Raw genomic sequence first — 22,617 nt, 5'->3', positions numbered from 1 at the left:
TATCAAAATACTTTATCGTGCGCTAAGTGGGTAGAAAACCGACATTATGCGCTTCTCTTTCATTTTGCGACGTAAAAGCTTTTCACTTTGTTACCGCTTTTCACAACCCAAAAACCTTACGCCATGCAAATGCTGTGCTGCCTGGTAAGTAATGTGCCATGGGCGTAAGTTTTCATTGCCCGACAGGCTGCGCCAAGCGGCGCGTTTTGCAAAATTGTTCTCTCTATTTTATAGCAGATTCAGGCGGATTCTCCCTTCTGTCGCTCGTCGGTTGATAGCCTCTTGCCACGCGCCGCAAGACATTGCATGCTGGTATGGCATCACAACGGACTCGGCACGACCGGGTTTATCCTCTTAAAAAGAGACATATTATCCGCCATGAATAATAAAAATCCTTGCACCATTGCTGACGTAGCCGACCTCGAACCCGGCCTGCGTGAGATTCGCCAACACTTGCACCAAAATCCTGAACTTTCAAACGAAGAAGCCAAAACCGCTGAACTGGTTGCCAACAAGCTGCACGCGCTGGGCTTTGAAGTCACCACCGGCGTCGGCGGTTATGGCGTTGTCGGCTCGCTGAAAGTGGGCAGCGGCACCCGCAGCATCGGCATTCGTGCCGACATGGACGCCTTGCCTATCACCGAATTGACCGGCCTCGAGTACGCCAGCCAAAACCCGGGTAAAATGCACGCCTGCGGTCACGATGGTCACACTACCATGCTGCTTGGCGCGGCCGAACAGTTGGCGCGCAGCCGTAACTTTACTGGCACCGTGCATCTTATATTCCAACCTGCCGAAGAGATTGGTTTCAACAGCGGTGCCGAGCGTATGCTGGCGGAAGGTTTGTTTGATCGCTTCCCGTGCGACGCGGTTTACGGCCTGCACAATCATCCGGGTTATCCGGTAGGCAAAATGATGTTCCGTCCGGGGCCGTTTATGGCAGCCTGCGACACGGTAAATGTCACCATTCACGGTAAAGGCGGTCACGCGGCGCGCCCGCACATGACCGTCGACCCAATTCTCGTAGCCAGCAGTCTGGTTGTCGCCCTGCAAACCATTATCTCGCGCAATATCGACCCTAATGAGACTGCCGTGATCACCATTGGTTCCCTGCATTCCGGCTTTGCTGCCAACGTTATTCCGGACACCGCGCGTCTCGAAATGAGCGTCCGTTCGTTTGATACCGGCGTGCGCAAGGTGCTGGAGCAACGCATTAAATCGCTGGTGACCAGCCACGCCGAAGGCTACGGCGCGCGTGCCGAGATTGATTATGTGCCGGGCTATCCGGTGCTGGTTAACCACCAGCAGGAAACTGAATTTGCAACGCGCGTTGCGCAGGAATTGCTGGGTGAAGAGAACGTAGTCGCCGATTTGCCGCCGATTTCCGGCAGCGAAGATTTCGCCTATTTCCTGCAACAGAAGCCGGGCTGCTTCCTGCGCCTCGGCAATGGCGACAGCGCCGTGCTGCACAATCCGGCCTACAACTTCAACGACGACAGCCTGCCGTTTGGCGTCGCTTACTGGACGCGTCTGGTTGAGCGCTATCTGGCGGATTAAACGCGTTTAGCTGCCTGATTTAATGGCAGAATCCAAACCAGCGCATGCCAAGGTGAAAGTGATTGGCATGCGCTGCATTGTAATCCGGTCCAATAATATTGCCGAAGAACGGGCAGCCTTCCTTAAATACCTCGTGCAGGAAGTTCGACGGATTGCCCTCGCGTTTCCAGCCTGCGGCGACGGTGATATTTTCTCCCCCCGACATTCTAAATCCTGCGACATCCAGCGCGTCGGCGGTGGCGTGCTCGCTTAATCGTCCCTCGGCGCGATGATAAACATTGCGGCAGGCAAAACTGCCGAGATGATCAATGCGCAGCAATTTTTGCTTAAACACTCTTTCGGCACTCGGCGCGGCGGCTTGCGCGACAAACATCGTGGTGCTTACCGCGAGCGGACAGCTGGCCAAAAAGCTTGAACTCAACGACACCTTGCCAAAATTCTGGATCCGCACCGCGCCGGTTAATGGACACTGGCCGCGGCTATTGCCTACGCTTTGGAAATTCAGCAGGCCTTCGGCCTTGGCGCTCTCGAGCACTGCCATACAGGCGTCATGATTATTACTTAATCTTTTAAGTTTATATTGGGTAATCAGGCCGGGCGGATCGGTTACCGATAATGGGGCGAAAGGGTTGTACCGCGCGGGAAGCTGGCTCTGTAACCAGGGATAAACGGCAAACCCGGTGACCAATATGACTAACGCTAAGAGGATATAACGCATACCCTTTGCTCCTCTGGCGACGATGACATTCCGAATTTTCTATTATAGTGAAGGATATGCGATTTACTTAAAAAGAGGTCAAGATGGAAGCCAACTCTGAAAACACAGGTATCAAGCAGGCCAATATCGTTGCCATCGGCGGAGAAACCGCGGCCGATTTGCAGCAGATTACCCCGATTGACAGCTATGTCCTCTCCTTAACTCAAAAGGAAGATCCGCAGATTCTCTATATCACCACGGCAAGCGGTGACGACGCGCAGAGAATCGAACAGTTTGAGAAAAAATTCGCCTCGGCCGGACACAAAGTTAGCGTGCTGTCGATATTTCGCCCGCCTTATCATTCGGTTAAGGAGATTGATGAGCTGATTTCTCAGGCCGACGTGATTTTTGTGGCGGGAGGCAATACGCGCGCGATGATGGCCGTTTGGCGCGAGTTTTCTATCGATCAGCAGCTAAAATCGGCCTTGAGGCATGGCGCGGTGCTGTGTGGTGTCAGTGCGGGAGCGATTTGCTGGTTTGATTTGGGACATTCAGATTCGAGCGGCGGGTATTCGCTGGTGCCCGGACTAGGCCTGCTGGCTGGCGTAATGTGTCCACATTTTGGTGCGGAAGAAGGCAGAGAAGAGTCGTTTATGACGCTGCTGAAGGAGCAAAGTCTGCCGCTGGCTTATGCTGCCGACGACGGCGTGGCCCTGCATTTTCGCGATGGAAAGCTGCACGACATTATTCGTACCGAAGCCGCGAAAAACGGCAAAACGCTAATTTCAGTTAACGATGCTGAAAACTCTGCGCCCAGCGCTGAATAGTCTGTTGCCCAAAATGCGCCAGAATGGCTTTAAACCAGGCGGTAAACTGCGCGGGATTTTGTTCAACGGCTTTAAAAACATCTTCTATCGTCATCCATTGCCAACCTTCGGCTTCCTGTGGATTAAGTGCGGGAAGCGCGTCGAATAAGCCGACAAACGTGTGATTGTATTCGTTCTCTACCAGACCATTTGAGACATCGACCCGATAAAGGATCTGGTCGACCTCGGATAACGCACAGGTAAATCCCATCTCTTCATAAAGTCGGCGAGTCGAGGCCTGTAAATTGCTTTCCCCGACGCGTGGATGACCGCAGCAGGAGTTGGTCCACAGTCCGCCAGAATGGTATTTACCGCTGGCGCGCTGCTGCAACATTAATCGTCCCTGACTGTCAAAAATAAACACTGAAAATGCGCGATGCAGTGCCCCCTGCAAATGAACCTGCATTTTAGGACCGACGCCGACATTATTATCCTGCTCGTCGACCAGGATCAGGGTTTCTTCTTGCTCAATCAGGGACATGATTTTATTTAACTCTCGTCAAGATGTAGCGGTGCAGTGAATTAAGCGCCGTTTCATAACTTTGCGGCGTGCCATCCAGATCTATCGTCATCGCTTTGTCTATTGGCGTGATGGCGCAGGAAAATTTCACTTTTAACGCGTGAACGCCGTTGGGTATATAAAGGTCGGCATACTGATTTTTCTGCAAACCCGCTGCCTCTTTGTCATCGACATAAACAATCAACGGGCAGCTTTCGTCAAGAATGGAACCCGACAATTGAGGCTTGCGGTGGACACGCACTTTAGTGGTATCAGGCTTGCTGGCGCTGTAGGCTTGCAATACCTGCTGGGTTGGCTCATAAGGGCCCGATGAACAGCCAGCCATCGCCAGCGCCGCACAAATCAGGATAATTTTTTTCACGCTTGGATCTCCGCGAATAAACACGAGAAGGTTCTATCGCCAACATAGCGATACAAAGTTCACAGTGCTAAACGTGGCAGAGTAATTGTGGCGCTTGAATCGGCGATATCTGATTTCAATCTGCATTGGCTGGGGAAGATACCGCCAATGCAGTGAATAAATAAGGCCATTAATGTAACGGAAATTGATAACGCCCTATTCTCTTATGGTGCGTTACCGAGAATATTTTCCGCCTGAAACTCCACGTGGCCGCCTAAATGAAAGTGGTGCTGCTCGAAAGAGTCACGACCAACGGGCTCGACTTTCGTAACTTCACCGACGAAATTATTGTCGTTGGTCTCCACAATCTTGGCTTCCAAACGATAGCTAACGGGCGGATTACCTACAGGAAAAGTGACCAGCGATACGTTATCTCCCAAGGTGAATCGCGTAATAAGTTTCATTGGTGCCTGTTCAAAAATTACATCGCTCATTTTTAGTTCCTTTTCGATGAGATAGTGACTCAAACATAACTGTCTGGTGCAGTTTGTTAACATTCAACAATTTAAGCTTAGAACATAAGACGATAATTATTTGCAGCAGGGGCCTATATTTTGAAAAAGTTACCCATCATCACGCGGTGAAACATCTAACGTGCAATAAACCTACAAAAGAAGGGTTTTAGCCTAGGAACTGTCTGATTCCTAAATAAATAGCTGAAAACTTGCGCGAGCTTTTTTGCACCCCTTATTTTTGATAACTAGAATACTTGGCGCTGACGGCAGGAGTGAAGTTGTACAAGGTCTAAAAGCTTAACAAGAATGATGTGGATAGGAATAATTCTCAGTTGAAGAAGCTTTTTCTTCATTAATTTTAAACCGTAGATTAAGCATTAAAAATCAGCAGGATAGCTTCAATTCACTTCTTCCAGTGTATTTTACATACAACGTAAATCTCGTTTTCACGCCTTCCTTATAACTAAAGATAACTAAAGGTTAAAAAAACACGCCATTGAGCACAAATAGTTCATTTAAAAGTTGTACAAGAAGAGGTTTTTGTATAAGTTTGTTGCAGCTCTATTGGAGCTTGTAACGAAGATGCTTTGCATTGCCACTGAAGGTGCCACGTTGATTTCCACCTTTAGTGGTATTTTTTTGACTACCTTTTGAGGGTTATAAAATGTCGGAAATGAATTTTGTAGAATATGAAAAGACACGCTTTACGGCACACGCTTTTCCAAGTGAATATGACGTTATCCAAGACATAAAAGTAGAATTAGCGACCAGCGGTCGACTGGTAACCAATAAAGCCATTATGATTAGACTGATTGCCTTGCTGGAAACTGAATCCGACGTGGTTAAATTAGATATCTATCGTAATGCGTTAGAAGCCGTTGTGTTCCGTACACCCGACGATTTAGTATGACAGTACCCATCACAAGGCTGCTGTAGTTCGCGCCTTGTGATGAATATTTACTTTTCCATCCTGCAAAACTCCCTCCCTAATTGTTATTTTCATATATAAGCTCTAACGCCTTTTTTCCAGATCTGAATACCGATACATTTCACCCGTCACAGCACGTAAATAGCAGCTAACGGCGATTCTTTGATGGAGTCCGAATTATTTTTTCGGTAGTCGAGTGTGAGCGAGAAAAACGCTTGGGCAAAGCTGAGGATTTTATTATTCCGATGTTATCAAAAACACCGTTAGAAAAACTGCGCTGTTGATTATCGGATGATGACAAGAAAACATAAAAAAATACCTCTGAAAGTTTAGTTCCGTAATCCCTTCAGAGGCGGCGCAAAGCACCTTCGTTACGTGTGACTAATTGCCACCCCACAAAGTTATACAAGATTTAGTTAATTGTACAACTTTAAACGAAGTATTTTGTGTGGTCGGAGGTCAATAAGTTGTTAAATAATATCTATATTAATGATTAATAATAAAATTTTTTGATATTAGCGCTTGTACAACTTGAGGGTTTACCTTAATAAGATTCGGATTAGATTGGGTAACAATGACTAGATGTAAGGAAGGTTTTTTAGTTCAGGCAGAGGGAATTAGTCGGGAACGGCGTTTAGGGCCTCGATGCATCAATTAAGACTCGAAAACCAGCCGTATCATGCGAAGTCCCCCCTTCACATGATTGAAAGCTAAGGGAGGACCAATGGAAATCGGCTGTCTTTAACTATGGCTAATCTCCACCAAACTATTTTAGAAATATCAGCGGTGATTTATACATCGGATAAAGCGATTATATTTTAATTGACCTGCCCACAATAATATTTCGTATTACCGTTCTCATCCCCTGAATGTTCACGCCCAATCATCACCGTGTTCGCTGGACACTCAAAGGAAGAATGATTTTCTTGTAGATTTTCTGACCATTTTCCATCAGTGACTTTTACAGTTTGGCCCGAAGCGTTAATTAGAGTAGAGCATTGATAAAGAGTGTTGCCATTTTCATCGCCAGAATGTTTTCGACCTGTCATTACCGGGCTAGATTCAGGGCATTGATAATACGTCCCAGCCGACTCTTTAATACTCTCTGACCATTGCGCGTCCTTAGTGGTAAAGGCCTTTCCATCTTGCGATACTGTGGCGCATTTATAGCGGGTACGACCGTTTTCATCCCCAGTATGTTCACGAGAAACAATGACTTGATTTGCAGGGCATGTGAAGTCAGAGCGTGATTCTGCTTGCTCTTCTGACCAGTTACCTGCAATAACCGTGGCTGGAGCGGCAAATGCCGAACTCGTCCAAGACATTACGAACACGGTAAATAGGCTCGTAACCACTAATTTAGATTTTTGCTTTCTATAATTCGCTGATAAATAGATACCCATTTTATATCCTTATGAAATGTTAATTGCAGAAATAATCATGCGAGCAACATAAGCGTAGTACAGAGTTTCCAGCACGCAAATTTAACTTAAGTAAAAAACGCCTCTCAAATTTAACAATTACTTTTCGGAAAGAGTATTTATATTATTTTTAAATGAGCAGATCGGATTAAATAAATATATAAAGTGGCTATTTAAATAGATTCGATCAATACAAAGGGCTTTAAAGACCAAGTTTGAGGGTTAGTAGGTAGGGTCGCAAAGAGCCTGCATAATGGATGCCGACTTACATGGGGAGAGTTAGTTAATGTATTAATGATAAAATTGGATTATTCCATAAAAAAAGCCCAGTCATTGCTGGGTCTTCGGAGTTCTTATATTAAGTCAATGATATGGCTTAACTTAACTTGTTTAAGCATGATGAATATAACCATAATTGCCTTCGCCAACATAGCTACTTGGATGACATAGGCCCGCAAGTGCATCGAGAGCGTTATAAACATCTGCTTGGACTGTCTCAGGTAGTGGAATATTATTAACTATATCATCGAGATACAAGATAAGGTCATCACCAGAAATTTCTCCTGATGCGATGCGTTCCTTACAATACCTGTTCAGCTCACCGGCACGGGGTGTGGTTTGTAAAAAACTAGTTAATTTTTGTTGGTTTAAATTTTTCTTCATTTTTTAGCACCTCCCAGAATAGTTGTGTTGCTGACAGATAGGAAATATATGTTTCAATATGCATGGTATGTCGAGGAGCAATAACACCATGAGTCTTACTGTCGATTTTATACACTAAATAGGCATGTGTGGCAAAATACTCTTCATCAATGTAGTAAACCTCATAGCCCTTTTTAGTCTTTTGCAAAAACTTAGGCAGGTTCGATACTGGTGGAGAATAGCGATATCAGTAACTAACTGCTTTAATTATATTTAATTCAATGATTTATATATCAAAGTGATTTGGTTAGTGACTCATATCCCTACGTTAATTTCACATTTGCCGCTCCTACGCCCGCCCATCTGTAATAGCAAATAGTGCGTCCGACAGCTACAAAGAGTTCAATATTGGCTACATTCCCCACGGGATGCTTGGTCTTCGACTAATTGATAAGTGGGAAATCTACGTCACCATGAATGAAAGCTCTAACCAGCCTAGCTAGGTGTAATTACTAATATATATTGTGATGACTTTCTCACATATTATCTGACTAGGAACATTAAAAAGAAAAAGGCCCATTGTGGGCCTCATTGGTTATGAAAAGTTTGATGATAGAACAAGCGGTTGATTAAAAAAAAGGCAAAAAAAGACCGAATACGATTCCTATATTCGGTCTAGGGAAATGGCTCTTGGGAGAGAGCCGTGCGCTAAAAGTTGGCATTGATGCAGGCGATTAAGCCTTACACTTTAAAGCGTAGACGAGGCGTTAGGGTTTTCCAGCGGGTTTGTCAGGAAGTGATAATAACTGAGTGAAATGAATTTAGATTTGTGAGCTGAACCGCAAAAAGTGTCGAAAAATTTATCAATTGTCGTAGAAATGAGGCGACTTAAGGGTGATATGTCAGAGGCCGATGGTGTCAGCCTCTGCGAAATTATCTTAACAAAGGGTTTGGGCGCGCTCGATAAATGGCGCAAGGCTCATTTTGTGACCCGGATTTTGCGGGTCGTCCAGCTGGATAGTGCTCAGCGGCAGAGCGCTAAATTTGCCTTCCTTGACCATCTGCGTCGCGACGTCATTCAGTGGATACTGCGCCAACGTGCTGTCGTTAATGACGAATAAGGCATTGCCCGGGCGACATTGCAGCATCACTTCTTCACGGGTAAACGCCCACGCCTTGCCAAACTGCAGGCGGCTGACGGTAATCACCTGCGGGGCTGCAAAGCTGCTGGCAGACAGGGTCAATAACAGGCACCCAAGCAGTGTTTTTTTCATGACTCTTCCTCGTTAATCTTTCTTGTTCAATTCTTGATGCGGAATACGGCGCGTTCATTAATTGGGTGACAGGGTAGCAAAAAGGCTGACCAGTGCAATCACCAGTAGTGCTAATCCAAACTCGAACCAGCAAACGGCAATCATCTGACGCTGAGTTTTATCGGCATGCAGCGCGAGTTGAGGCACTAATCGATAGCGATTATACACCGCCACGCCGACCATCAGCAGCACCAGCGCGGCCTTGCACACCAGCAAAAATTCGTAGGGAGAATGTAGGTGAATCGGCCAGCGGCCAAGGATCATGGCGCTATTTATAATGCCGGTCAGCACGACTAACGCGACGGCAATATGTCCGAAGGTCGAGAAACGCAGCAGCGTCACAATGGCCGCCTGGCGCGTAGCGGGCAAATGGGTGTAAGCCATGCAGGTCAGCAGCGGAACCAGACTCCCAAACCAATAGGCGGCACTCAGGAGATGAACGGCATGATTGGTGCGCTGTAAAAATCCGCGCAGGCCGTCATGCATCGCGGCGTGGCCAATCAGCGCCTGCCCTATCAATAATCCGCCGCTGAGCAAAATAGCCAGCAGAAAACGTCCGGGCAGCCCGTCAATCAGCAAGATTAACAGCGCGAGTGCCGCCAGCAGCATGTGCCAGCGCCACACGTCGCCAAAAGTGGTAGTTAACACCAGCAGCCAGACGTCGAGATGAAGAACATCCGGCCAGCCGTTACCCATTACGCCGGCCTGCACGGCCAACAACAGCACGGCGGATAAGGCCGATATGGTCGCCGAGGTGATAATCAGGGTCTGATTTTTTCGCGCGAGGATAGCGGAAAAACCTTCCGGCGACAGTAAGCGAGTGAAAACACAGGCGCCAAACAGTTGCATCATCGACACAAAATGCACGAAGCGGCATATAACGAACAGCGACGCCAGGCTCATCGGTTACTTCACGCTAAAGCTATAATTGCCCTGCGTTTTATGGCCATCAACCGAGACCACGTGCCACGAAACCACATACTTACCTGAGGTCAGCGGCGTCGGCAGCGCGATCAGGGCTTGAGTGTTGTCATTCGTTGCAAGCTTGAGCGCGTCCGTTTTTATCGGCTGATTGTTGGGTCCCACCAGCTCGACCTTGCTGAAATTCGGTTCGATACCTTCGCTAAAACCCAGCGTTAATTCACTAGGCGCAACGCTTACCTGACTGTCGGCAGAGGGGGTCTCAGTCTTGAGATGGGCGTGGGCAAGCGCCTGTTGTGAAATCAATCCTGTCGCTAAAACACAGGCAACGCTGAAAATACGTGAACGCAGCAGTTTTTTAATAGACACAATTTATCCTTGGCTAGCTGAACGTGAAAAATGCACGCGCAACTTTAACGCAAACTGCCGTCAGATTCTGTGAAAATTAATGGCTTACTAATGTCAAAAGTTGGAATAGCACGGATTCCGCACTAAAGGTTTAAGGCGAGGTGTGAAGTAGCGGAAAGAATTAATCGCATGAATTATAGGGATAAAAGCGCAGACCAGCGAGAGCCGTTCTGCGCATTTGCTATTAACTTTATAAATCACTAAGACTATTAGCTATTCGTTCAAGCTTAAGCCGGGGTAGATTGTCCGACCATGGCTTTAAGATCTTTATCGACGAAGAACAGACCGTTACCCGTGTTGCTGACCAGACCCAGTTTATCGAGAACCAGTTTGAACAACGTCTCTTCTTCGTGCTGCTCGGCGACATACCATTGCAGGAAGTTGAAGGTTGAATAATCTTTGGTGGTCATCGCCAAATCGGCAAGCTTGTTAATCTCTTCGGTAATCAGCTGCTCGTGCTTGTAAGCCAGATTGAAAACATCAGAAAGTGAGACGAAATCGGCGCGAGGGGCTTCGATAGTGCCCAGCAGCGGCAATGCGCCGGTATCGCTGACATATTTGAACAGGCGATGCATGTGGTCCATCTCTTCACGAGAATGTTCCATCAGGAATGCGGCAGCACCTTCGAAACCTTTATCGCTACACCAGGCACTCATCTGCAAATATAAGTTGGCGGAGTAGAATTCCAGATTCAGCTGGGCATTAAGCTGTTTAACCATATCTTCTTTAAGCATGATGAGGCTCCAAAATTTAATTAAATAAATTGTGTGAATTATGTGATTCATTATTTGAGGGCATTATGCCCAACTCATTTGGAAATAAAAAGGATTGTTTTAATTAATAGTGTTCAAATCAATATAATATTTTATTTGTCTGATATTAAAGGCATTTTTACATGCATCAAATAAGAATTAAGTTGCTATTGAGAATTATTTACATGGGGATTTGCTATTAAAAAGAATTATTCTTATTTAGCGACACTAATCCTTTTCTTATTATCGTCACGCCACCGCTCACAATTAATATATATTCCAACAATGAAACGTAAATGCTTATTCATCTCATTTAGATTAAGAGGGAATAATGTCTCTGGGATAAGGCATTCACCTTGCTCTGCCACTCAAGTACAATGTCGTCGAAAGTAGACGGTTTCGACAGTAACAAGGCCTCTACAAGAACGCGATTCCATTAGTAAAATGCGCGCTATCGCCAAGCAGGAAGAAGAAGATGAAACAAAATCTGGCTGAACTCAGCAAAGAAGAGATGGATAAAATCAATATTGATTTGGCGGCGTCTGCCGTAGCGTTCAAAGAGCGCTACAACATGCCGGTGGTGGCAGAAATTGTCGAACGTGAGCAACCTGCCCACCTGCGTGACTATTTCCGTGAGCGGGTCGCCTTTTATCGCGTTGAGTCACACAAATACTCCCGCCTGCCTTACGAACCTAAGCAACGATAACATTGCCCATAATTCGTAACAGCAGACGAGATAGAAGGGAAATCAGCGGCGTGCGAATTTCTGATTCGCGCGAATTAGCTGGTCAAGAATGCCGGGCTCATTAAACGAGTGCCCTGCTCCTTCAATAATATGCAGCTCGGCTTCAGGCCAGGCTTTTGCCAGATCCCAGGCATTCTGCACCTGACAGGCCATGTCATAGCGACCATGCACGATAACCGCCGGGATGTGGCGAATCTTCTCCACGTCGCGCAGCAGCTGGTCATCGGTTTCCATAAAGCCTAGATGAGTAAAGTAGTGATTTTCGATGCGGGCGAAGGCTAGCGCGAAATCTTCCTCGCCGAATGAGGCTGAATCTTCCGTGGGCAGCAGGGTTACCGTCTCACCTTCCCACAGGCTCCAAATCTTGGCGGCTTCGAGCTGGACGGCGCGATCGTCACTGGTTAAACGCGCACGGTAAGAGCCGATGACATCTTTGCGCTCTTCTTCAGAAAGAATAGACAACACGTTTTGCCATTTTTCCGGAAAGAATCGCGACGCGCCATCTTGGTAATACCACAGCAATTCCTGCTTTCTGATGGTGAAAATCCCGCGTAGGACCAATTCGCTCACCCGATCCGGATGCTTTTGCGCGTAGGCCAGCGCCAGCGTTGAGCCCCAGGAACCGCCAAATACCAACCATTTTTTAACGCCGGCCATCTCGCGCAGACGTTCAATATCGGCCACCAGATCCCAAGTGGTATTATTTTCAAGGCTGGCGTGCGGCAAGGAGCGTCCACATCCGCGCTGGTCGAACAACATCACATCATAATCATTAGGATCAAACAGTTGACGATGCACAGAGGAGCAGCCGCCGCCCGGACCGCCATGCAAAAAGACCGCCGGTTTACCCTTTGGATTCCCGCTACGCTCCCAATAAATCTGATGACCGTCGCCGGTATCCAGCAATCCGCTGGCATAGGCTTCCCGAGGTAAATACAACCCTTTCAATCTAGGCATGACTTTTCCTGTTGTTTTTATTCCAGCGTATCGAATTGATTAACCTTGAACTGTTTAATCTCGAATTATTTAACCATCATCATCCTGACTATTCTCAATAACACCGTATCCCGCGTAAGGGGTCAATCATCTTGGTACATTGCAGGGTAAAAAAGCGGGATTTAAGGGATCAATAGCACAGTAATTCGGCAGCGCTGCGCAGATAATAGTCAGTTATTCTTTTGCCGGTTTCATTCGTAAAAAGGCGACGGCAAAACATTACTTAAAAAAGTGCGCGCATCTATTGCATGTTGCAGCAAATAAGCAGTAAATAGCAGAGCAACCCAATCCACACCGCTTAAGAGAGGCCGATATGAGTAAAGGAATGGATAGCAAAAAGAATGCGAAGAAAAAGCCGTTGAAAACTCCAGCTGAAAAAAAGGCTGACAAACGCGCTAAAAAGGCTTCTGCGTAACACCCAGCTTCGTATCAAGATAAACCCGCCATTGCGGGTTTTTTTGTTAATTGGCCTACGTTGCATTTACCCGAGAATATTTGATGAGTCACTTTATTATTGCTGCGGCGCAAATCACCTGCCTGGCCGGTAATATCGATGTAAATATAGAACGTCACGCGCAAGCCGTGGCGCTGGCTGCAAAGCACCATGTCAATCTGCTGATTTTCCCCGAGCTTTCCCTGACCGGCTACGAGCTTGAGCTCGCCCGTAAACTCGGATTGACCTTGCAGGATCCGCGGCTTGAAGTTTTGCGCACGCAGGCAAAGCGTTACAATATGACCATTGTTGTCGGCGCACCGCTAGGCTGTAGCGATGGCGACGCCCTTTACATTGGCGCGGTGGTTTTCTCCCCCGACGGCACACTTTATTCCTATACCAAACAGTATTTACACGGCGAAGAACCCGATTTCTTCGTGCCGGGTCAGGGTGGGCCACAGCTTAACGTGGGCGAAAAAACGCTTGGATTGGCAATTTGTGCCGACATTGCCGAGCCTTCGCATCCGAAATACGCAGCCGATCACGGCGCAGATATTTATGGTGCAGGGGTATTAATTTCTGAACCGGGCTACAAAAAAGACAGCGCCATGATGCGCGGTTATGCCGAAGAACACGGCATGGCGGTGATTATGGCCAACCACTGCGCGCCAACGGGCGGTTGGACCCCGGCGGGTAAAAGCGCTATCTGGTCCGAATTAGGCCACGCTATCGTCGTGGCACCGACCAATCAAGACGCCATTGCCATCGCGAAACGCACCGACAACGGCTGGCATGGACAGGTCGAGCTGTTAAGCTATCAGGAAACCTAAACCATCAGGAGCAAAGCAACATGACATTTAGGGTGATTGATACAGAAACCTGTGGTTTTGACGGCGGCGTCGTTGAAATTGCCTCGGTCGACGTGGTCGACGGCCAAATTACTCAGCCGATGAGCGATTTAGTCTGTCCCGATCGACCGATTAGCCCGCAGGCCATGGCAATCCATCGGATCACCGAAGAGATGGTGGAAGATAAGCCCAGAATAGCCGTGGCAGTAAGAAGATATCAGGGGCATCCGTTTTACGTGGCGCACAACGCCGCGTTTGACCGCAAAATGCTGCCCGAGATGAACGGTCAGTGGATTTGCACCGTTAAACTGTCGCGCGAACTCTTTCCGGGCCAGCCGAGCTACAGTTTACAGAATCTGCGCAAGAGCCTGAATTTACAGACTTCTCCTCCGCAAGATTTGCATGCGCACCGCGCGTTGTACGACTGTTACGTCACCGCCGCGCTGTTGCAGCGTATTTTGCAGGAGTCTGACTGGACGCCAGAAGAGATGGTTGCGCTTGGCGATCGCCCTACTCTGCTGCGTACGTTGAAGTTTGGCAAATATCGAGGCAAGAAAATCGCGGAGATTGCGTTGCAGGATCCCGGTTATCTGCGTTGGATGCTGCGTTCGGTAGACAGCCTGAGCGCCGATATGAAATACAGTTTGCACTATTTTTTAGAGAACTAGCTTTTAAAGAACTAGTTTTTAGAGAGCTAAGATTTTGTAAGCTGAAACAAAAAAAGAGAGGCGGCCTACACCGTCTCTCTTTTTTATGGTCAAAACAAATACAATTTCAACTGATTATTGCTTATTTGCCCTGATTTTGTCTTAATTGCGCCTGAGTAAACCTGAGTAAACCTGAGTTTACTGACTCAGCGCGATCAGGAAGGCATATTCCATCGCGATATCTTCATAAGCTTTGAAACGCCCAGACTTCCCGCCGTGCCCCGAATCCATATCGGTGTACATTAACAGCTGGCGATCGTCGGTTTTCAGCTCACGCAGTTTTGCCACCCACTTGGCCGGTTCCCAGTATTGCACCTGAGAATCGTGCAGGCCCGTGGTAACTAACATGTGCGGATAATCCTGCGCCTTAACCTGATCGTACGGGCTGTATTGCAGAATATAGTCGTAGTAGGCTTTGTCGTTTGGATTGCCCCACTCGTCATATTCGCCGGTAGTCAGCGGAATAGATTCATCGAGCATGGTGGTCACCACGTCAACAAACGGCACCTGCGCCACGATGCCGTGATACAGCTCGGGTGCCTGATTAATAACCGCGCCCATCAACAGGCCGCCCGCGCTGCCGCCCATCGCGTAAACTTTGTCTTTGTCGCCATACTGCTGCTCGACCAGTGAGCGAGTTACGTCGATAAAGTCATTGAAAGTATTGAGCTTATTGAACAGCTTGCCGTCGTCGTACCATTGCTGGCCGAGATCTGCGCCACCGCGAATATGGGCCAACGCAAAGACGAAACCGCGATCCAGCAGGCTCAGGCGACTGCCGCTAAAGCCCGGATCCATGCTGCTGCCATAAGATCCGTAGGCGTAAATCATCAGCGGATTGTGGCCTGCCTTGAAAAGATCGTGGCGATAAACCAGCGAAACCGGCACTTTTACGCCGTCACGCGCGGTCACCCACAGGCGTTCGCTGCGATAATTGCTGGCGTCGAAATCTTTCACTTCCTGCTGTTTCAACAGCTTGCGTTCGCCCGTATCTAAATCCAGCTCAAACAGCGAGCTGGCGGTCGTCATCGACGAATAGCCGTAGCGTAGCAGCGAAGTATCAGGATCGGGATTAAACGACAGCCAGGTCACATAGGTCGGATCGTCAAACTTCAGCGACTTTTCTTCGCCACTTTGCCAATGAATTTGACGCAGATGAGTCAAGCCATCCTGACGCTCTTCAATAACCAGCCAATCGCGGAACAGGCTGAAACCTTCGAGCATGACATCATCACGCGCGGGGATCAGCGTTTGCCAGCTGGCTTCGTTAGCGCTTTCACTCTTATAAAGGCCAAGGTTTTTGCCGTCTCTGTTTGAACGAATGTAAAAATGACCCTGATAATGATCCAGCGCGTATTCGTGGTCTTTACGACGCGACAGGAACACTTTTGGCTCGGCTAAAGGATTATCGGCATCCAGCAGCAGGCATTCAGAGGTGGTCGTGCTGTCGAGATGGATCAGGATAAAACGCTCGGAGGTGGTTTTATCGAGGCCGACGTAAAAGGTATCGTCCTTCTCTTCGTAGATCAGAACATCCTCAGACGGCGACGTGCCGACCTGATGACGATAAACCTGATAAGGCAGCAACGTAGTCTTATGTTTACGCACATAAAAAATGGTTTTCGAATCGTTGGCCCACTCGGCATTTCCTGAGGTATTACTCAGGGTTTCTTCAGACCAGCTTTCGTCACCTAGATTTTTTACGCGAATATCGTACTGACGACGAGAGAGGAAATCCTCTGCCACCAGCAGACTTTTGTTATCCGGACTGACGTCCAAACCGCCGAGCGTATAAAACTCGCGATCGGCGGCGCGTTCGTTGCCGTCGATCAGCGTTTGCCACTCATCGGTAGCTTCGGCAGGCTGGCGCAGATAAATCGGGTATTCGTTGCCCGGCTCATAGCGCGTCTGATAACGGTAGCCGCGTCGCACGTAAGGCACCGAGTGATCCTGTTGCGGAATGCGGTCGACCATTTCCTGATACAGCGCCTCGCGCAGCGCCTGATGCGGCTTCATCGCCTGCTCGGTCCAGCCGTTTTCGGCCTGCAAATAGTTCAGCACGTCAGCATCGCTGCGCTCGTCATCGCGCAGCCAATAATAGTCATCAACGCGCGTATCGCCGTGCGTAGTGATCGGATAAGGACGTTTTTCTGCCTTTGGAGGTGTCATCATTGGTCGGTTTCTCTCCTCTCGAGGTTTGATAGCGGCATTAAAAACGCTGAAAATCAGCGCATTAGCATCGCTTTGCAGTTTTTGCCCTTGATTTTGCCTTCCTGCAAACGTTGCAGCGCTTTCTTGGCGCTATTTTTACGGATTGCAACGTAAGCGTGGATCGGGAACATGTCGATTTTGCCGACTTCAGCAGCGGTCAGGCCAGCATCGCCCGTCAGCGCGCCCAAAATATCGCCCGGACGGATTTTGGCTTTACGGCCACCGTCGATGCACAGCGTCAGCATTTCTGGCTCCAGCGTTACGGCCGGTGCAGAGAGGCTTTGCGACGCAGGCTGCCATTTGAACTTTTTATTGGTGTAATCTTCGAGCGCGTGAACGCGGGTCATCTCCTGCGGCGTAACCAGGCTGACGGCTAACCCGCTGGTGCCTGCACGGCCCGTACGGCCAACGCGGTGAACGTGGACTTCTGGGTCAAACGACAGCTCGTAGTTAATCACCAAACCAAGCTGTTTGATGTCCAGACCACGGGCGGCGACGTCGGTAGCCACCAGCACGCGGCAGCTGCCGTTGGAGAAGCGCACCAACACGCGGTCGCGATCGCGCTGCTCTAAATCACCGTTCAGCGCCAAAACGCTGATGCCTTTGCTCGCCAGCGTATCGGCGATTTCCTGACAGTCGCGCTTGGTATTGCAGAACACCACGCAGGAGGTCGGCTGATGCTGATAAAGCACGGCGGCCAGCAGCGACAAACGGCTGTGGCGATCGGCTTCGATAAAGATTTGTTCGATGTCGGCGACATCTTCTTCGCCTTCGATTTCAACGTTTAACGGCTGACGCTGGAACTTGTTGCTAATGCGATCAATGCCTTGCGGATAGGTCGCGGAAAACAGCAGCGTCTGGCGCGACGGCGGCGTGTAGCTCACCACGTCTTCGATATCTTCGCTAAAGCCCATGTCCAGCATGCGATCGGCTTCGTCGAGCACCAGCACTTTCAGGCTATCAAGCTTCAGCGTGCCCTTGCGCAGGTGTTCCTGAATACGACCCGGCGTGCCGACCACGATGTGCGGCTGACGCACCAGCGAGTCGAGCTGTGGCGAAATAGGTTGGCCGCCGCACAGGGTCAAAATCTTGATGTTTTGGGTGAAGCGCGCCAGACGACGCAGCTCTTTACTGACCTGATCCGCCAGTTCGCGCGTCGGACACAGCACCAGCGCCTGGCAAACAAACTCGCTCACGGCGATTTTATCGAGGAGGCCGATACCAAAGGCAGCCGTTTTGCCGCTGCCGGTTTTAGCCTTGGCGCGGACGTCTTGCCCAAGCAGGATAGCAGGCAGCGCGGCTTCCTGAATCGGCGTCATTTGGGCGTAACCCAGCTCTTCGAGGTTGGCAAGTTGTTCAGATGGCAAAGTCAGGGTAGAAAAAGAATGCGTGCTCAAGGCGATAACTCTTATGTAAGGCGAATAAAACGAAGCGGCGCAAGACTCTCGGCGCCATGTAATAAACAGAATAATAACAGAGAAGGCAAAATAACGCCTTAGCGCTGTTTATTGAGGGGAGAAAAAAATGGAGCGGCACAAAAAAACCCGCAGCGTGGCGGGTTTTAGGAAAACGTGATCAACTTTATGAGTTCTGACTTAATAAGCCAGAAAACTGATTACAGCGCGATGACGTTGGCAGCAGACGGGCCGCGTGGGCTGTCCTGGATGGTGAACTCAACGTTCTGACCTTCAGCCAGAGTTTTGAAGCCATCGCTGTTGATTGCAGAAAAATGTACGAAAACGTCTTTAGAACCATCAGCAGGCGTGATGAAACCGAAGCCTTTGCTTTCGTTGAACCATTTTACCTGACCAGTTAACTTGCTCATTATCTATCCTTAACTCTTCATTACTAGAAAACATACTATAAAAATAAAAACACTCGGCTTAATCGCGAATGCCCGGCTATTAACGCACATTCGGCGGCGGCGCGCAAATCCGGGCCTCGCCGCGCAAACGTTTTCGTAGCCGGTAATTTTCCTATATAATGCCGCCAATTGTTTTCAGGGCGCCTGCATAATCACGCTTTAGCGTAAGAATTATGCCGCCGACAGGCTTTTTAAACCTTTACTATCCACCTCAGCTTCACTGACAAAGAACCAGGTATCCCGCTATGTTAACTCTTGGAACTGCACTGCGTACCGACGCAACCCGCGTCATGTTATTAGGCTCCGGCGAACTGGGCAAAGAAGTGGCGATTGAGTGCCAACGTCTGGGTCTGGAAGTGATCGCCGTCGATCGCTATGCCGATGCGCCCGCGATGCAGGTTGCCCATCGCAGCCACGTGATCAACATGCTCGATGGCGACGCGCTCAAGCAGCTTATCGAAAGCGAACGCCCTGACTTTATCGTGCCCGAAATCGAAGCGATCGCCACCAGCATGCTGGTCGAGCTGGAAAAACAGGGTCACAACGTGGTGCCTTGCGCCGAAGCGACCCGTCTGACCATGAACCGCGAAGGCATTCGTCGTTTGGCCGCTGAAACCCTGAGCCTGCCGACTTCTACCTATCGTTTTGCCGACGACGAAGCCAACTTCAAGCTGGCGGTGCAGGAAATTGGTTATCCGTGCATTATCAAGCCGGTAATGAGTTCTTCAGGTAAAGGTCAGAGCCTGATCCGTAGCGAAGAGACGCTGCAAGCCGCGTGGGATTATGCGCAGCTCGGCGGTCGTGCGGGCGGCGGTCGCGTGATTGTTGAAGGCTTGGTTAAGTTTGATTTCGAAATAACTTTGCTGACCATCAGCGCAATCGACGGGATTCATTTCTGCGCGCCAATCGGCCATCGTCAGGAAGATGGCGACTATCGTGAATCGTGGCAGCCACAGCAGATGAGCATTCTGGCGTTGAGCCGTGCGAAAGAGATCGCCAGCAAAGTGGTTGAAGCACTGGGCGGCCACGGCTTATTTGGCGTGGAGCTGTTTGTTTGCGGTGACGACGTAGTATTCAGCGAAGTTTCTCCGCGCCCGCACGATACCGGCATGGTGACCTTGATTTCTCAGGATTTATCAGAGTTTGCGCTGCACGTCCGTGCGTTTTTGGGTCTGCCAATCGGCACTATTCGCCAGTTTGGCCCGTCTGCGTCTGCCGTTATTCTGCCGGAACTGACCAGCAATAATGTCAGCTTTAGCGGCCTCGAGCACGCGCTGGTGGGTTCAAATCAGGTGCGTTTGTTTGGTAAGCCTGAAATCAGCGGCAAGCGTCGTTTAGGCGTCGCGCTGTCAATCGGCGAGACTGTCGAGCAGGCCGTTGAAACGGCAATCAAAGCGGCAGCGGCCATCGTGGTGAAAGGTTAAATTTTTTATTCGCTGAATACTGTTTAATCGCTAAATACTGTTTTATTCGCCAACTTTTTCACTAAATAATGCTTAAGCCGTTGCGCGTTTTAAATCGCCCAACGGCTTTTTTAATGACCAAATTTTGATGATGGAAAAGTTATTCGTCGTCTTCATCATCAAAGATAACCGTCACGCGGTCACCCTTGTGGGTTTCACGAATTTCTGCGGCAACGGTCGCGATCGCCTGACCGCTGCTCATGCCTTCCTGCATCAATTCATGAATGCGATCGGCGGCCTCTTGCTGCTCTTTATGTGAAAGTGAAGGCATTCCGGTGAGCATAAGATTGTTCCTGTCTGTGATGGTCTGTCTGAGAGTTCATGTTTCTGACGTAGCCGAGCATTATACCCCTCTTTCTGCCGATGACCTACCCAGATAAATTTATGCTAGGATCGACCCTTCAGAGAAACCCTGTTTTCACTTATACGCCAGGTCAGGCCAGGAATTTATTCGCATCATGCCAGCCGCTCAAATGCCCGAATTTCATTCATTACCTTATCACTCCGACGCCCTGCTGACGCGCTTTGCGCCGTTGGCCGCCCAGCCCTGGGCGATGCTGCTGCATTCGGGATCGGCCCAGCATGCGCATAATCGATTCGATATTCTGGTCGCCGAGCCGCGCATTACGCTAACCACGCGCGGAGATGAAACTGAAATATGGCGGCAGACTGGCGAAAGTGAAATTCTCGGCGGCGATGCTTTTCATTTATTACAGCGCGAGTTGGAAAACAGCGGCCTGCACGCCGCCGCTAATTCAGCGTTGCCGTTTCAGGGCGGCGCGCTTGGCCTGTTCGGCTATGATTTGGGTCGAACGCTGGAAAAAATCACGCCGATAGCCGATCGCGACATTACGCTGCCGGATATGGCGATGGGCATTTACGACTGGGCGCTGATTGCCGATCATCACCTTAAGCGGCTCACGCTGGTGGCGCACGGCGACATTGATGCCCGCCTCGCGTGGCTAAATGCGCACTCGCAGCCGGAGGCGCAGCCCCCTTTCACGCTACAATCCGGCTGGCGCGCCAACATGAGTCGTGAAACCTATGGCGAAAAATTCAGGCAGGTGCAGGAATATTTGCGCAGCGGCGACTGTTATCAAATCAATTTGGCCCAGCGTTTTGATGCCGATTATCAGGGTGATGAATGGGATGCGTTTCTGCGTTTGAATCAAACCAACCGCGCGCCCTTCTCCGCCTTTATTCGCCTGCCAGAAAACGCGGTGCTAAGCCTTTCGCCCGAGCGTTTTATCTGGCTTGAAGAGGACCGCATCCAGACGCGGCCAATTAAAGGCACGCTGCCGCGCAGTGACGATCCCGAGCTTGACCGGCTTCAGGCTGAAAAGCTGGCGGGATCTGAAAAGGATCGGGCTGAAAACCTGATGATCGTTGACCTATTGCGCAACGACATTGGCCGCGTGGCAATCCCGGGCAGTGTAAAAGTGCCGGAGCTGTTTGTGGTCGAGCCGTTTCCGGCCGTGCATCATCTGGTGAGCACCATTACCGCGCGCCTGCCGGCAAATTGCCATCCTGCGGCGCTGCTGCGCGCCTGTTTCCCGGGCGGCTCAATTACCGGCGCGCCGAAAATTCGGGCGATGCAGATTATCGAGCAGCTCGAACCTCAGCGCCGCAACGGCTACTGCGGCAGCATCGCCTATATCAGCTGCTGCGGAACGATGGACAGTAACATCACCATTCGTACCCTATTGACTGAAAAGGGAAAAATCTATTGCTGGGCCGGTGGCGGTATCGTGGCCGACAGTCGGGAACAGGCGGAATATCAGGAAACGTTCGACAAAGTGGCGCGCATTTTGCCTCTGCTCGGTAAGGACATTACGCCATGAGCCTGCTGCACACTCCGCCGCTTTCCGCCGCCGTAGAAGATTTTGTCCGCCGTTTTCAGCTGCATTTACCTGTGACTCCGCCGCGCAAGGCCACGGGGAAACGTCAGGCGGCGGTGCTGATCCCGATTATCTGCCGCGAAGAACCGACCTTACTGCTCACGCGGCGTTCCGACAGCATGCGCAAGCACGCGGGTCAGGTGGCATTTCCGGGCGGTGCGGCCGACGCTTCCGATCCATCGCTGGTCTTCACCGCACTGCGCGAAGCCTATGAAGAGGTGGCAATTCCGCCGGATTCGGTGCGCGTTTTAGGGCAGCTTAATCCGGTTGATAGCAGCACCGGCTTTCAGGTTACCCCGGTCGTCGGCCTGATCCCGCTCGACGTGGCGCTGCATCCGAATGCCGATGAAGTGGCGGAACTGTTTGAAATCCCGTTGCAGGAGGCGCTGAATTTTTCGCGTTATCATCCGCTGGATATTCATCGTGCCGGGCTCAGCCGTCGGGTTTATCTTTCATGGTATGAAGAGCAATTTGTCTGGGGAATGACCGCCGGTATTATTTTGCAGCTGGCCAGACAGATAGGCGATTGATCGCGTGGTTTTTAAATTATTTAAAACATACTTTTCTCTAAT

Annotated in this window: 24 protein-coding genes; 9 read left to right on the top strand and 15 right to left on the bottom strand. The window is 49.6% G+C overall.

Annotated elements, in window-relative coordinates; all coding sequences use genetic code 11:
- Window positions 1-378 precede the first annotated feature (378 nt).
- The gene (locus tag SC206_RS18740; protein WP_332739633.1) at window positions 379-1,557 is read left to right on the top strand and encodes a M20 aminoacylase family protein; all 1,179 of its coding nucleotides are present in this window, start codon (window positions 379-381) and stop codon (window positions 1,555-1,557) included.
- Between the two features lie 19 nt (window positions 1,558-1,576).
- On the opposite strand, the gene SC206_RS18735 is transcribed toward SC206_RS18740, so the two are convergent.
- Complete coding sequence (locus tag SC206_RS18735; RefSeq protein ID WP_332739631.1) at window positions 1,577-2,275, bottom strand: extensin-like domain-containing protein; 699 nt, start codon at window positions 2,273-2,275, stop codon at window positions 1,577-1,579.
- A gap of 83 nt (window positions 2,276-2,358) precedes the next feature.
- Between SC206_RS18735 and SC206_RS18730 the strand changes: the two genes are divergently transcribed.
- A complete protein-coding gene (locus tag SC206_RS18730; RefSeq protein WP_332739629.1) occupies window positions 2,359-3,081 on the top strand; it encodes a peptidase E in 723 nt (240 codons plus the stop codon).
- Here SC206_RS18730 and idi read toward each other — a convergent pair.
- The 3 genes from idi to SC206_RS18715 form a co-directional block, all read right to left on the bottom strand.
- A complete protein-coding gene (gene idi, locus SC206_RS18725; protein ID WP_332739627.1) occupies window positions 3,044-3,601 on the bottom strand; it encodes an isopentenyl-diphosphate Delta-isomerase in 558 nt (185 codons plus the stop codon). The genes SC206_RS18730 and idi overlap by 38 nt on opposite strands.
- Before the next feature lie 4 nt (window positions 3,602-3,605).
- Window positions 3,606-4,001 (bottom strand): hypothetical protein, encoded by a 396-nt coding sequence (locus tag SC206_RS18720; protein ID WP_332739625.1) that lies wholly within the window; start codon window positions 3,999-4,001, stop codon window positions 3,606-3,608.
- A 203-nt stretch (window positions 4,002-4,204) separates the two neighbouring features.
- Window positions 4,205-4,474, bottom strand: a complete 270-nt coding sequence (locus SC206_RS18715; protein WP_332739623.1) for a hypothetical protein — start codon at window positions 4,472-4,474, stop codon at window positions 4,205-4,207.
- 685 nt (window positions 4,475-5,159) lie between these two features.
- On the opposite strand from SC206_RS18715, the gene SC206_RS18710 reads away from it, so the two are divergent.
- Window positions 5,160-5,405, top strand: coding sequence for a biofilm development regulator YmgB/AriR family protein (locus SC206_RS18710; protein ID WP_332739621.1), 246 nt, complete (start codon window positions 5,160-5,162; stop codon window positions 5,403-5,405).
- Between the two features lie 836 nt (window positions 5,406-6,241).
- Here the strand turns inward: SC206_RS18710 and SC206_RS18705 are convergent.
- The 6 genes from SC206_RS18705 to ftnA all read right to left on the bottom strand — a co-directional run bounded on the left by SC206_RS18705 (window position 6,242) and on the right by ftnA (window position 10,862).
- Complete coding sequence (locus SC206_RS18705) at window positions 6,242-6,826, bottom strand: hypothetical protein (protein WP_332739619.1); 585 nt, start codon at window positions 6,824-6,826, stop codon at window positions 6,242-6,244.
- A gap of 408 nt (window positions 6,827-7,234) precedes the next feature.
- Complete coding sequence (locus SC206_RS18700) at window positions 7,235-7,507, bottom strand: hypothetical protein (protein ID WP_332739617.1); 273 nt, start codon at window positions 7,505-7,507, stop codon at window positions 7,235-7,237.
- Window positions 7,508-8,424: 917 nt separating this feature from the next.
- Entirely contained in the window at window positions 8,425-8,760 is a 336-nt protein-coding gene (locus tag SC206_RS18695) for a YebY family protein (RefSeq protein ID WP_332739615.1), read from the bottom strand.
- Window positions 8,761-8,817: 57 nt separating this feature from the next.
- Window positions 8,818-9,702 (bottom strand): copper homeostasis membrane protein CopD, encoded by an 885-nt coding sequence (copD, locus tag SC206_RS18690; RefSeq protein WP_332739613.1) that lies wholly within the window; start codon window positions 9,700-9,702, stop codon window positions 8,818-8,820.
- 3 nt (window positions 9,703-9,705) lie between these two features.
- Complete coding sequence (gene yobA, locus SC206_RS18685; protein WP_332739611.1) at window positions 9,706-10,089, bottom strand: CopC domain-containing protein YobA; 384 nt, start codon at window positions 10,087-10,089, stop codon at window positions 9,706-9,708.
- 266 nt (window positions 10,090-10,355) lie between these two features.
- On the bottom strand, window positions 10,356-10,862 hold the full coding sequence (gene ftnA / locus SC206_RS18680) for a non-heme ferritin (RefSeq protein WP_332739609.1): 507 nt from the start codon (window positions 10,860-10,862) through the stop codon (window positions 10,356-10,358).
- Between the two features lie 493 nt (window positions 10,863-11,355).
- Here ftnA and SC206_RS18675 point away from each other — a divergent pair, with 493 nt between their 5' ends.
- A complete protein-coding gene (locus SC206_RS18675; RefSeq protein WP_332739607.1) occupies window positions 11,356-11,586 on the top strand; it encodes a DNA polymerase III subunit theta in 231 nt (76 codons plus the stop codon).
- 42 nt (window positions 11,587-11,628) lie between these two features.
- Here SC206_RS18675 and pip read toward each other — a convergent pair whose 3' ends face one another.
- Window positions 11,629-12,582: a prolyl aminopeptidase gene (gene pip, locus SC206_RS18670; protein WP_332739605.1), complete on the bottom strand. Its 954-nt coding sequence runs from the start codon at window positions 12,580-12,582 to the stop codon at window positions 11,629-11,631.
- A 537-nt stretch (window positions 12,583-13,119) separates the two neighbouring features.
- On the opposite strand from pip, the gene SC206_RS18665 reads away from it, so the two are divergent.
- Window positions 13,120-13,884, top strand: a complete 765-nt coding sequence (locus tag SC206_RS18665) for a carbon-nitrogen hydrolase family protein (RefSeq protein WP_332739603.1) — start codon at window positions 13,120-13,122, stop codon at window positions 13,882-13,884.
- A gap of 20 nt (window positions 13,885-13,904) precedes the next feature.
- Window positions 13,905-14,570 carry an exodeoxyribonuclease X gene (gene exoX, locus SC206_RS18660; protein ID WP_332739601.1) on the top strand — a complete coding sequence of 222 codons (666 nt, stop codon included), beginning with the start codon at window positions 13,905-13,907 and terminating at the stop codon, window positions 14,568-14,570.
- A gap of 177 nt (window positions 14,571-14,747) precedes the next feature.
- Here exoX and SC206_RS18655 read toward each other — a convergent pair whose 3' ends face one another.
- From SC206_RS18655 to cspE, 3 genes are all read right to left on the bottom strand, one after another.
- Complete coding sequence (locus tag SC206_RS18655; protein WP_332739599.1) at window positions 14,748-16,781, bottom strand: S9 family peptidase; 2,034 nt, start codon at window positions 16,779-16,781, stop codon at window positions 14,748-14,750.
- 53 nt (window positions 16,782-16,834) lie between these two features.
- On the bottom strand, window positions 16,835-18,217 hold the full coding sequence (dbpA, locus tag SC206_RS18650; protein WP_332739597.1) for an ATP-dependent RNA helicase DbpA: 1,383 nt from the start codon (window positions 18,215-18,217) through the stop codon (window positions 16,835-16,837).
- Between the two features lie 218 nt (window positions 18,218-18,435).
- Entirely contained in the window at window positions 18,436-18,645 is a 210-nt protein-coding gene (gene cspE, locus SC206_RS18645) for a transcription antiterminator/RNA stability regulator CspE (protein WP_009635825.1), read from the bottom strand.
- A gap of 284 nt (window positions 18,646-18,929) precedes the next feature.
- Between cspE and purT the strand changes: the two genes are divergently transcribed.
- Window positions 18,930-20,108, top strand: coding sequence for a formate-dependent phosphoribosylglycinamide formyltransferase (gene purT / locus SC206_RS18640; protein ID WP_332739593.1), 1,179 nt, complete (start codon window positions 18,930-18,932; stop codon window positions 20,106-20,108).
- Between the two features lie 139 nt (window positions 20,109-20,247).
- Here the strand turns inward: purT and SC206_RS18635 are convergent, their stop codons facing one another.
- Entirely contained in the window at window positions 20,248-20,430 is a 183-nt protein-coding gene (locus SC206_RS18635; RefSeq protein ID WP_332739591.1) for a YoaH family protein, read from the bottom strand.
- A 175-nt stretch (window positions 20,431-20,605) separates the two neighbouring features.
- Between SC206_RS18635 and pabB the strand changes: the two genes are divergently transcribed.
- Both pabB and SC206_RS18625 read left to right on the top strand, forming a co-directional pair.
- Entirely contained in the window at window positions 20,606-21,988 is a 1,383-nt protein-coding gene (pabB, locus tag SC206_RS18630) for an aminodeoxychorismate synthase component 1 (protein ID WP_332739589.1), read from the top strand.
- Entirely contained in the window at window positions 21,985-22,575 is a 591-nt protein-coding gene (locus tag SC206_RS18625) for a CoA pyrophosphatase (RefSeq protein WP_332739587.1), read from the top strand. Before pabB ends, SC206_RS18625 begins: the two co-directional genes overlap by 4 nt.
- Window positions 22,576-22,617: the final 42 nt, after the last annotated feature.

The sequence above is a fragment of the Rouxiella sp. T17 genome (genome assembly GCF_036663475.1).
Lineage (GTDB): Bacteria > Pseudomonadota > Gammaproteobacteria > Enterobacterales > Enterobacteriaceae > Rouxiella.
The sequence above is the reverse complement of the archived record's forward strand: the minus strand, read 5'-3'. Positions and strand labels throughout refer to the sequence as shown.

What these genes read in the sequence shown, in the direction of transcription:
- pip (WP_332739605.1), bottom strand. Translation starts at nt 12,582, where the DNA reads ATGCCTAGATTGAAAGGGTTGTATTTACCTCGGGAAGCCTATGCCAGC.
- SC206_RS18625 (WP_332739587.1), top strand. Translation starts at nt 21,985, where the DNA reads ATGAGCCTGCTGCACACTCCGCCGCTTTCCGCCGCCGTAGAAGATTTT.
- SC206_RS18655 (WP_332739599.1), bottom strand. Translation starts at nt 16,781, where the DNA reads ATGATGACACCTCCAAAGGCAGAAAAACGTCCTTATCCGATCACTACG.
- idi (WP_332739627.1), bottom strand. Translation starts at nt 3,601, where the DNA reads ATGTCCCTGATTGAGCAAGAAGAAACCCTGATCCTGGTCGACGAGCAG.
- ftnA (WP_332739609.1), bottom strand. Translation starts at nt 10,862, where the DNA reads ATGCTTAAAGAAGATATGGTTAAACAGCTTAATGCCCAGCTGAATCTG.
- pabB (WP_332739589.1), top strand. Translation starts at nt 20,606, where the DNA reads ATGCCAGCCGCTCAAATGCCCGAATTTCATTCATTACCTTATCACTCC.
- SC206_RS18740 (WP_332739633.1), top strand. Translation starts at nt 379, where the DNA reads ATGAATAATAAAAATCCTTGCACCATTGCTGACGTAGCCGACCTCGAA.
- cspE (WP_009635825.1), bottom strand. Translation starts at nt 18,645, where the DNA reads ATGAGCAAGTTAACTGGTCAGGTAAAATGGTTCAACGAAAGCAAAGGC.
- SC206_RS18635 (WP_332739591.1), bottom strand. Translation starts at nt 20,430, where the DNA reads ATGCTCACCGGAATGCCTTCACTTTCACATAAAGAGCAGCAAGAGGCC.
- SC206_RS18695 (WP_332739615.1), bottom strand. Translation starts at nt 8,760, where the DNA reads ATGAAAAAAACACTGCTTGGGTGCCTGTTATTGACCCTGTCTGCCAGC.
- SC206_RS18665 (WP_332739603.1), top strand. Translation starts at nt 13,120, where the DNA reads ATGAGTCACTTTATTATTGCTGCGGCGCAAATCACCTGCCTGGCCGGT.
- SC206_RS18700 (WP_332739617.1), bottom strand. Translation starts at nt 7,507, where the DNA reads ATGAAGAAAAATTTAAACCAACAAAAATTAACTAGTTTTTTACAAACC.
- SC206_RS18735 (WP_332739631.1), bottom strand. Translation starts at nt 2,275, where the DNA reads ATGCGTTATATCCTCTTAGCGTTAGTCATATTGGTCACCGGGTTTGCC.
- exoX (WP_332739601.1), top strand. Translation starts at nt 13,905, where the DNA reads ATGACATTTAGGGTGATTGATACAGAAACCTGTGGTTTTGACGGCGGC.
- SC206_RS18730 (WP_332739629.1), top strand. Translation starts at nt 2,359, where the DNA reads ATGGAAGCCAACTCTGAAAACACAGGTATCAAGCAGGCCAATATCGTT.
- SC206_RS18710 (WP_332739621.1), top strand. Translation starts at nt 5,160, where the DNA reads ATGTCGGAAATGAATTTTGTAGAATATGAAAAGACACGCTTTACGGCA.
- SC206_RS18675 (WP_332739607.1), top strand. Translation starts at nt 11,356, where the DNA reads ATGAAACAAAATCTGGCTGAACTCAGCAAAGAAGAGATGGATAAAATC.
- purT (WP_332739593.1), top strand. Translation starts at nt 18,930, where the DNA reads ATGTTAACTCTTGGAACTGCACTGCGTACCGACGCAACCCGCGTCATG.
- SC206_RS18705 (WP_332739619.1), bottom strand. Translation starts at nt 6,826, where the DNA reads ATGGGTATCTATTTATCAGCGAATTATAGAAAGCAAAAATCTAAATTA.
- SC206_RS18715 (WP_332739623.1), bottom strand. Translation starts at nt 4,474, where the DNA reads ATGAGCGATGTAATTTTTGAACAGGCACCAATGAAACTTATTACGCGA.
- copD (WP_332739613.1), bottom strand. Translation starts at nt 9,702, where the DNA reads ATGAGCCTGGCGTCGCTGTTCGTTATATGCCGCTTCGTGCATTTTGTG.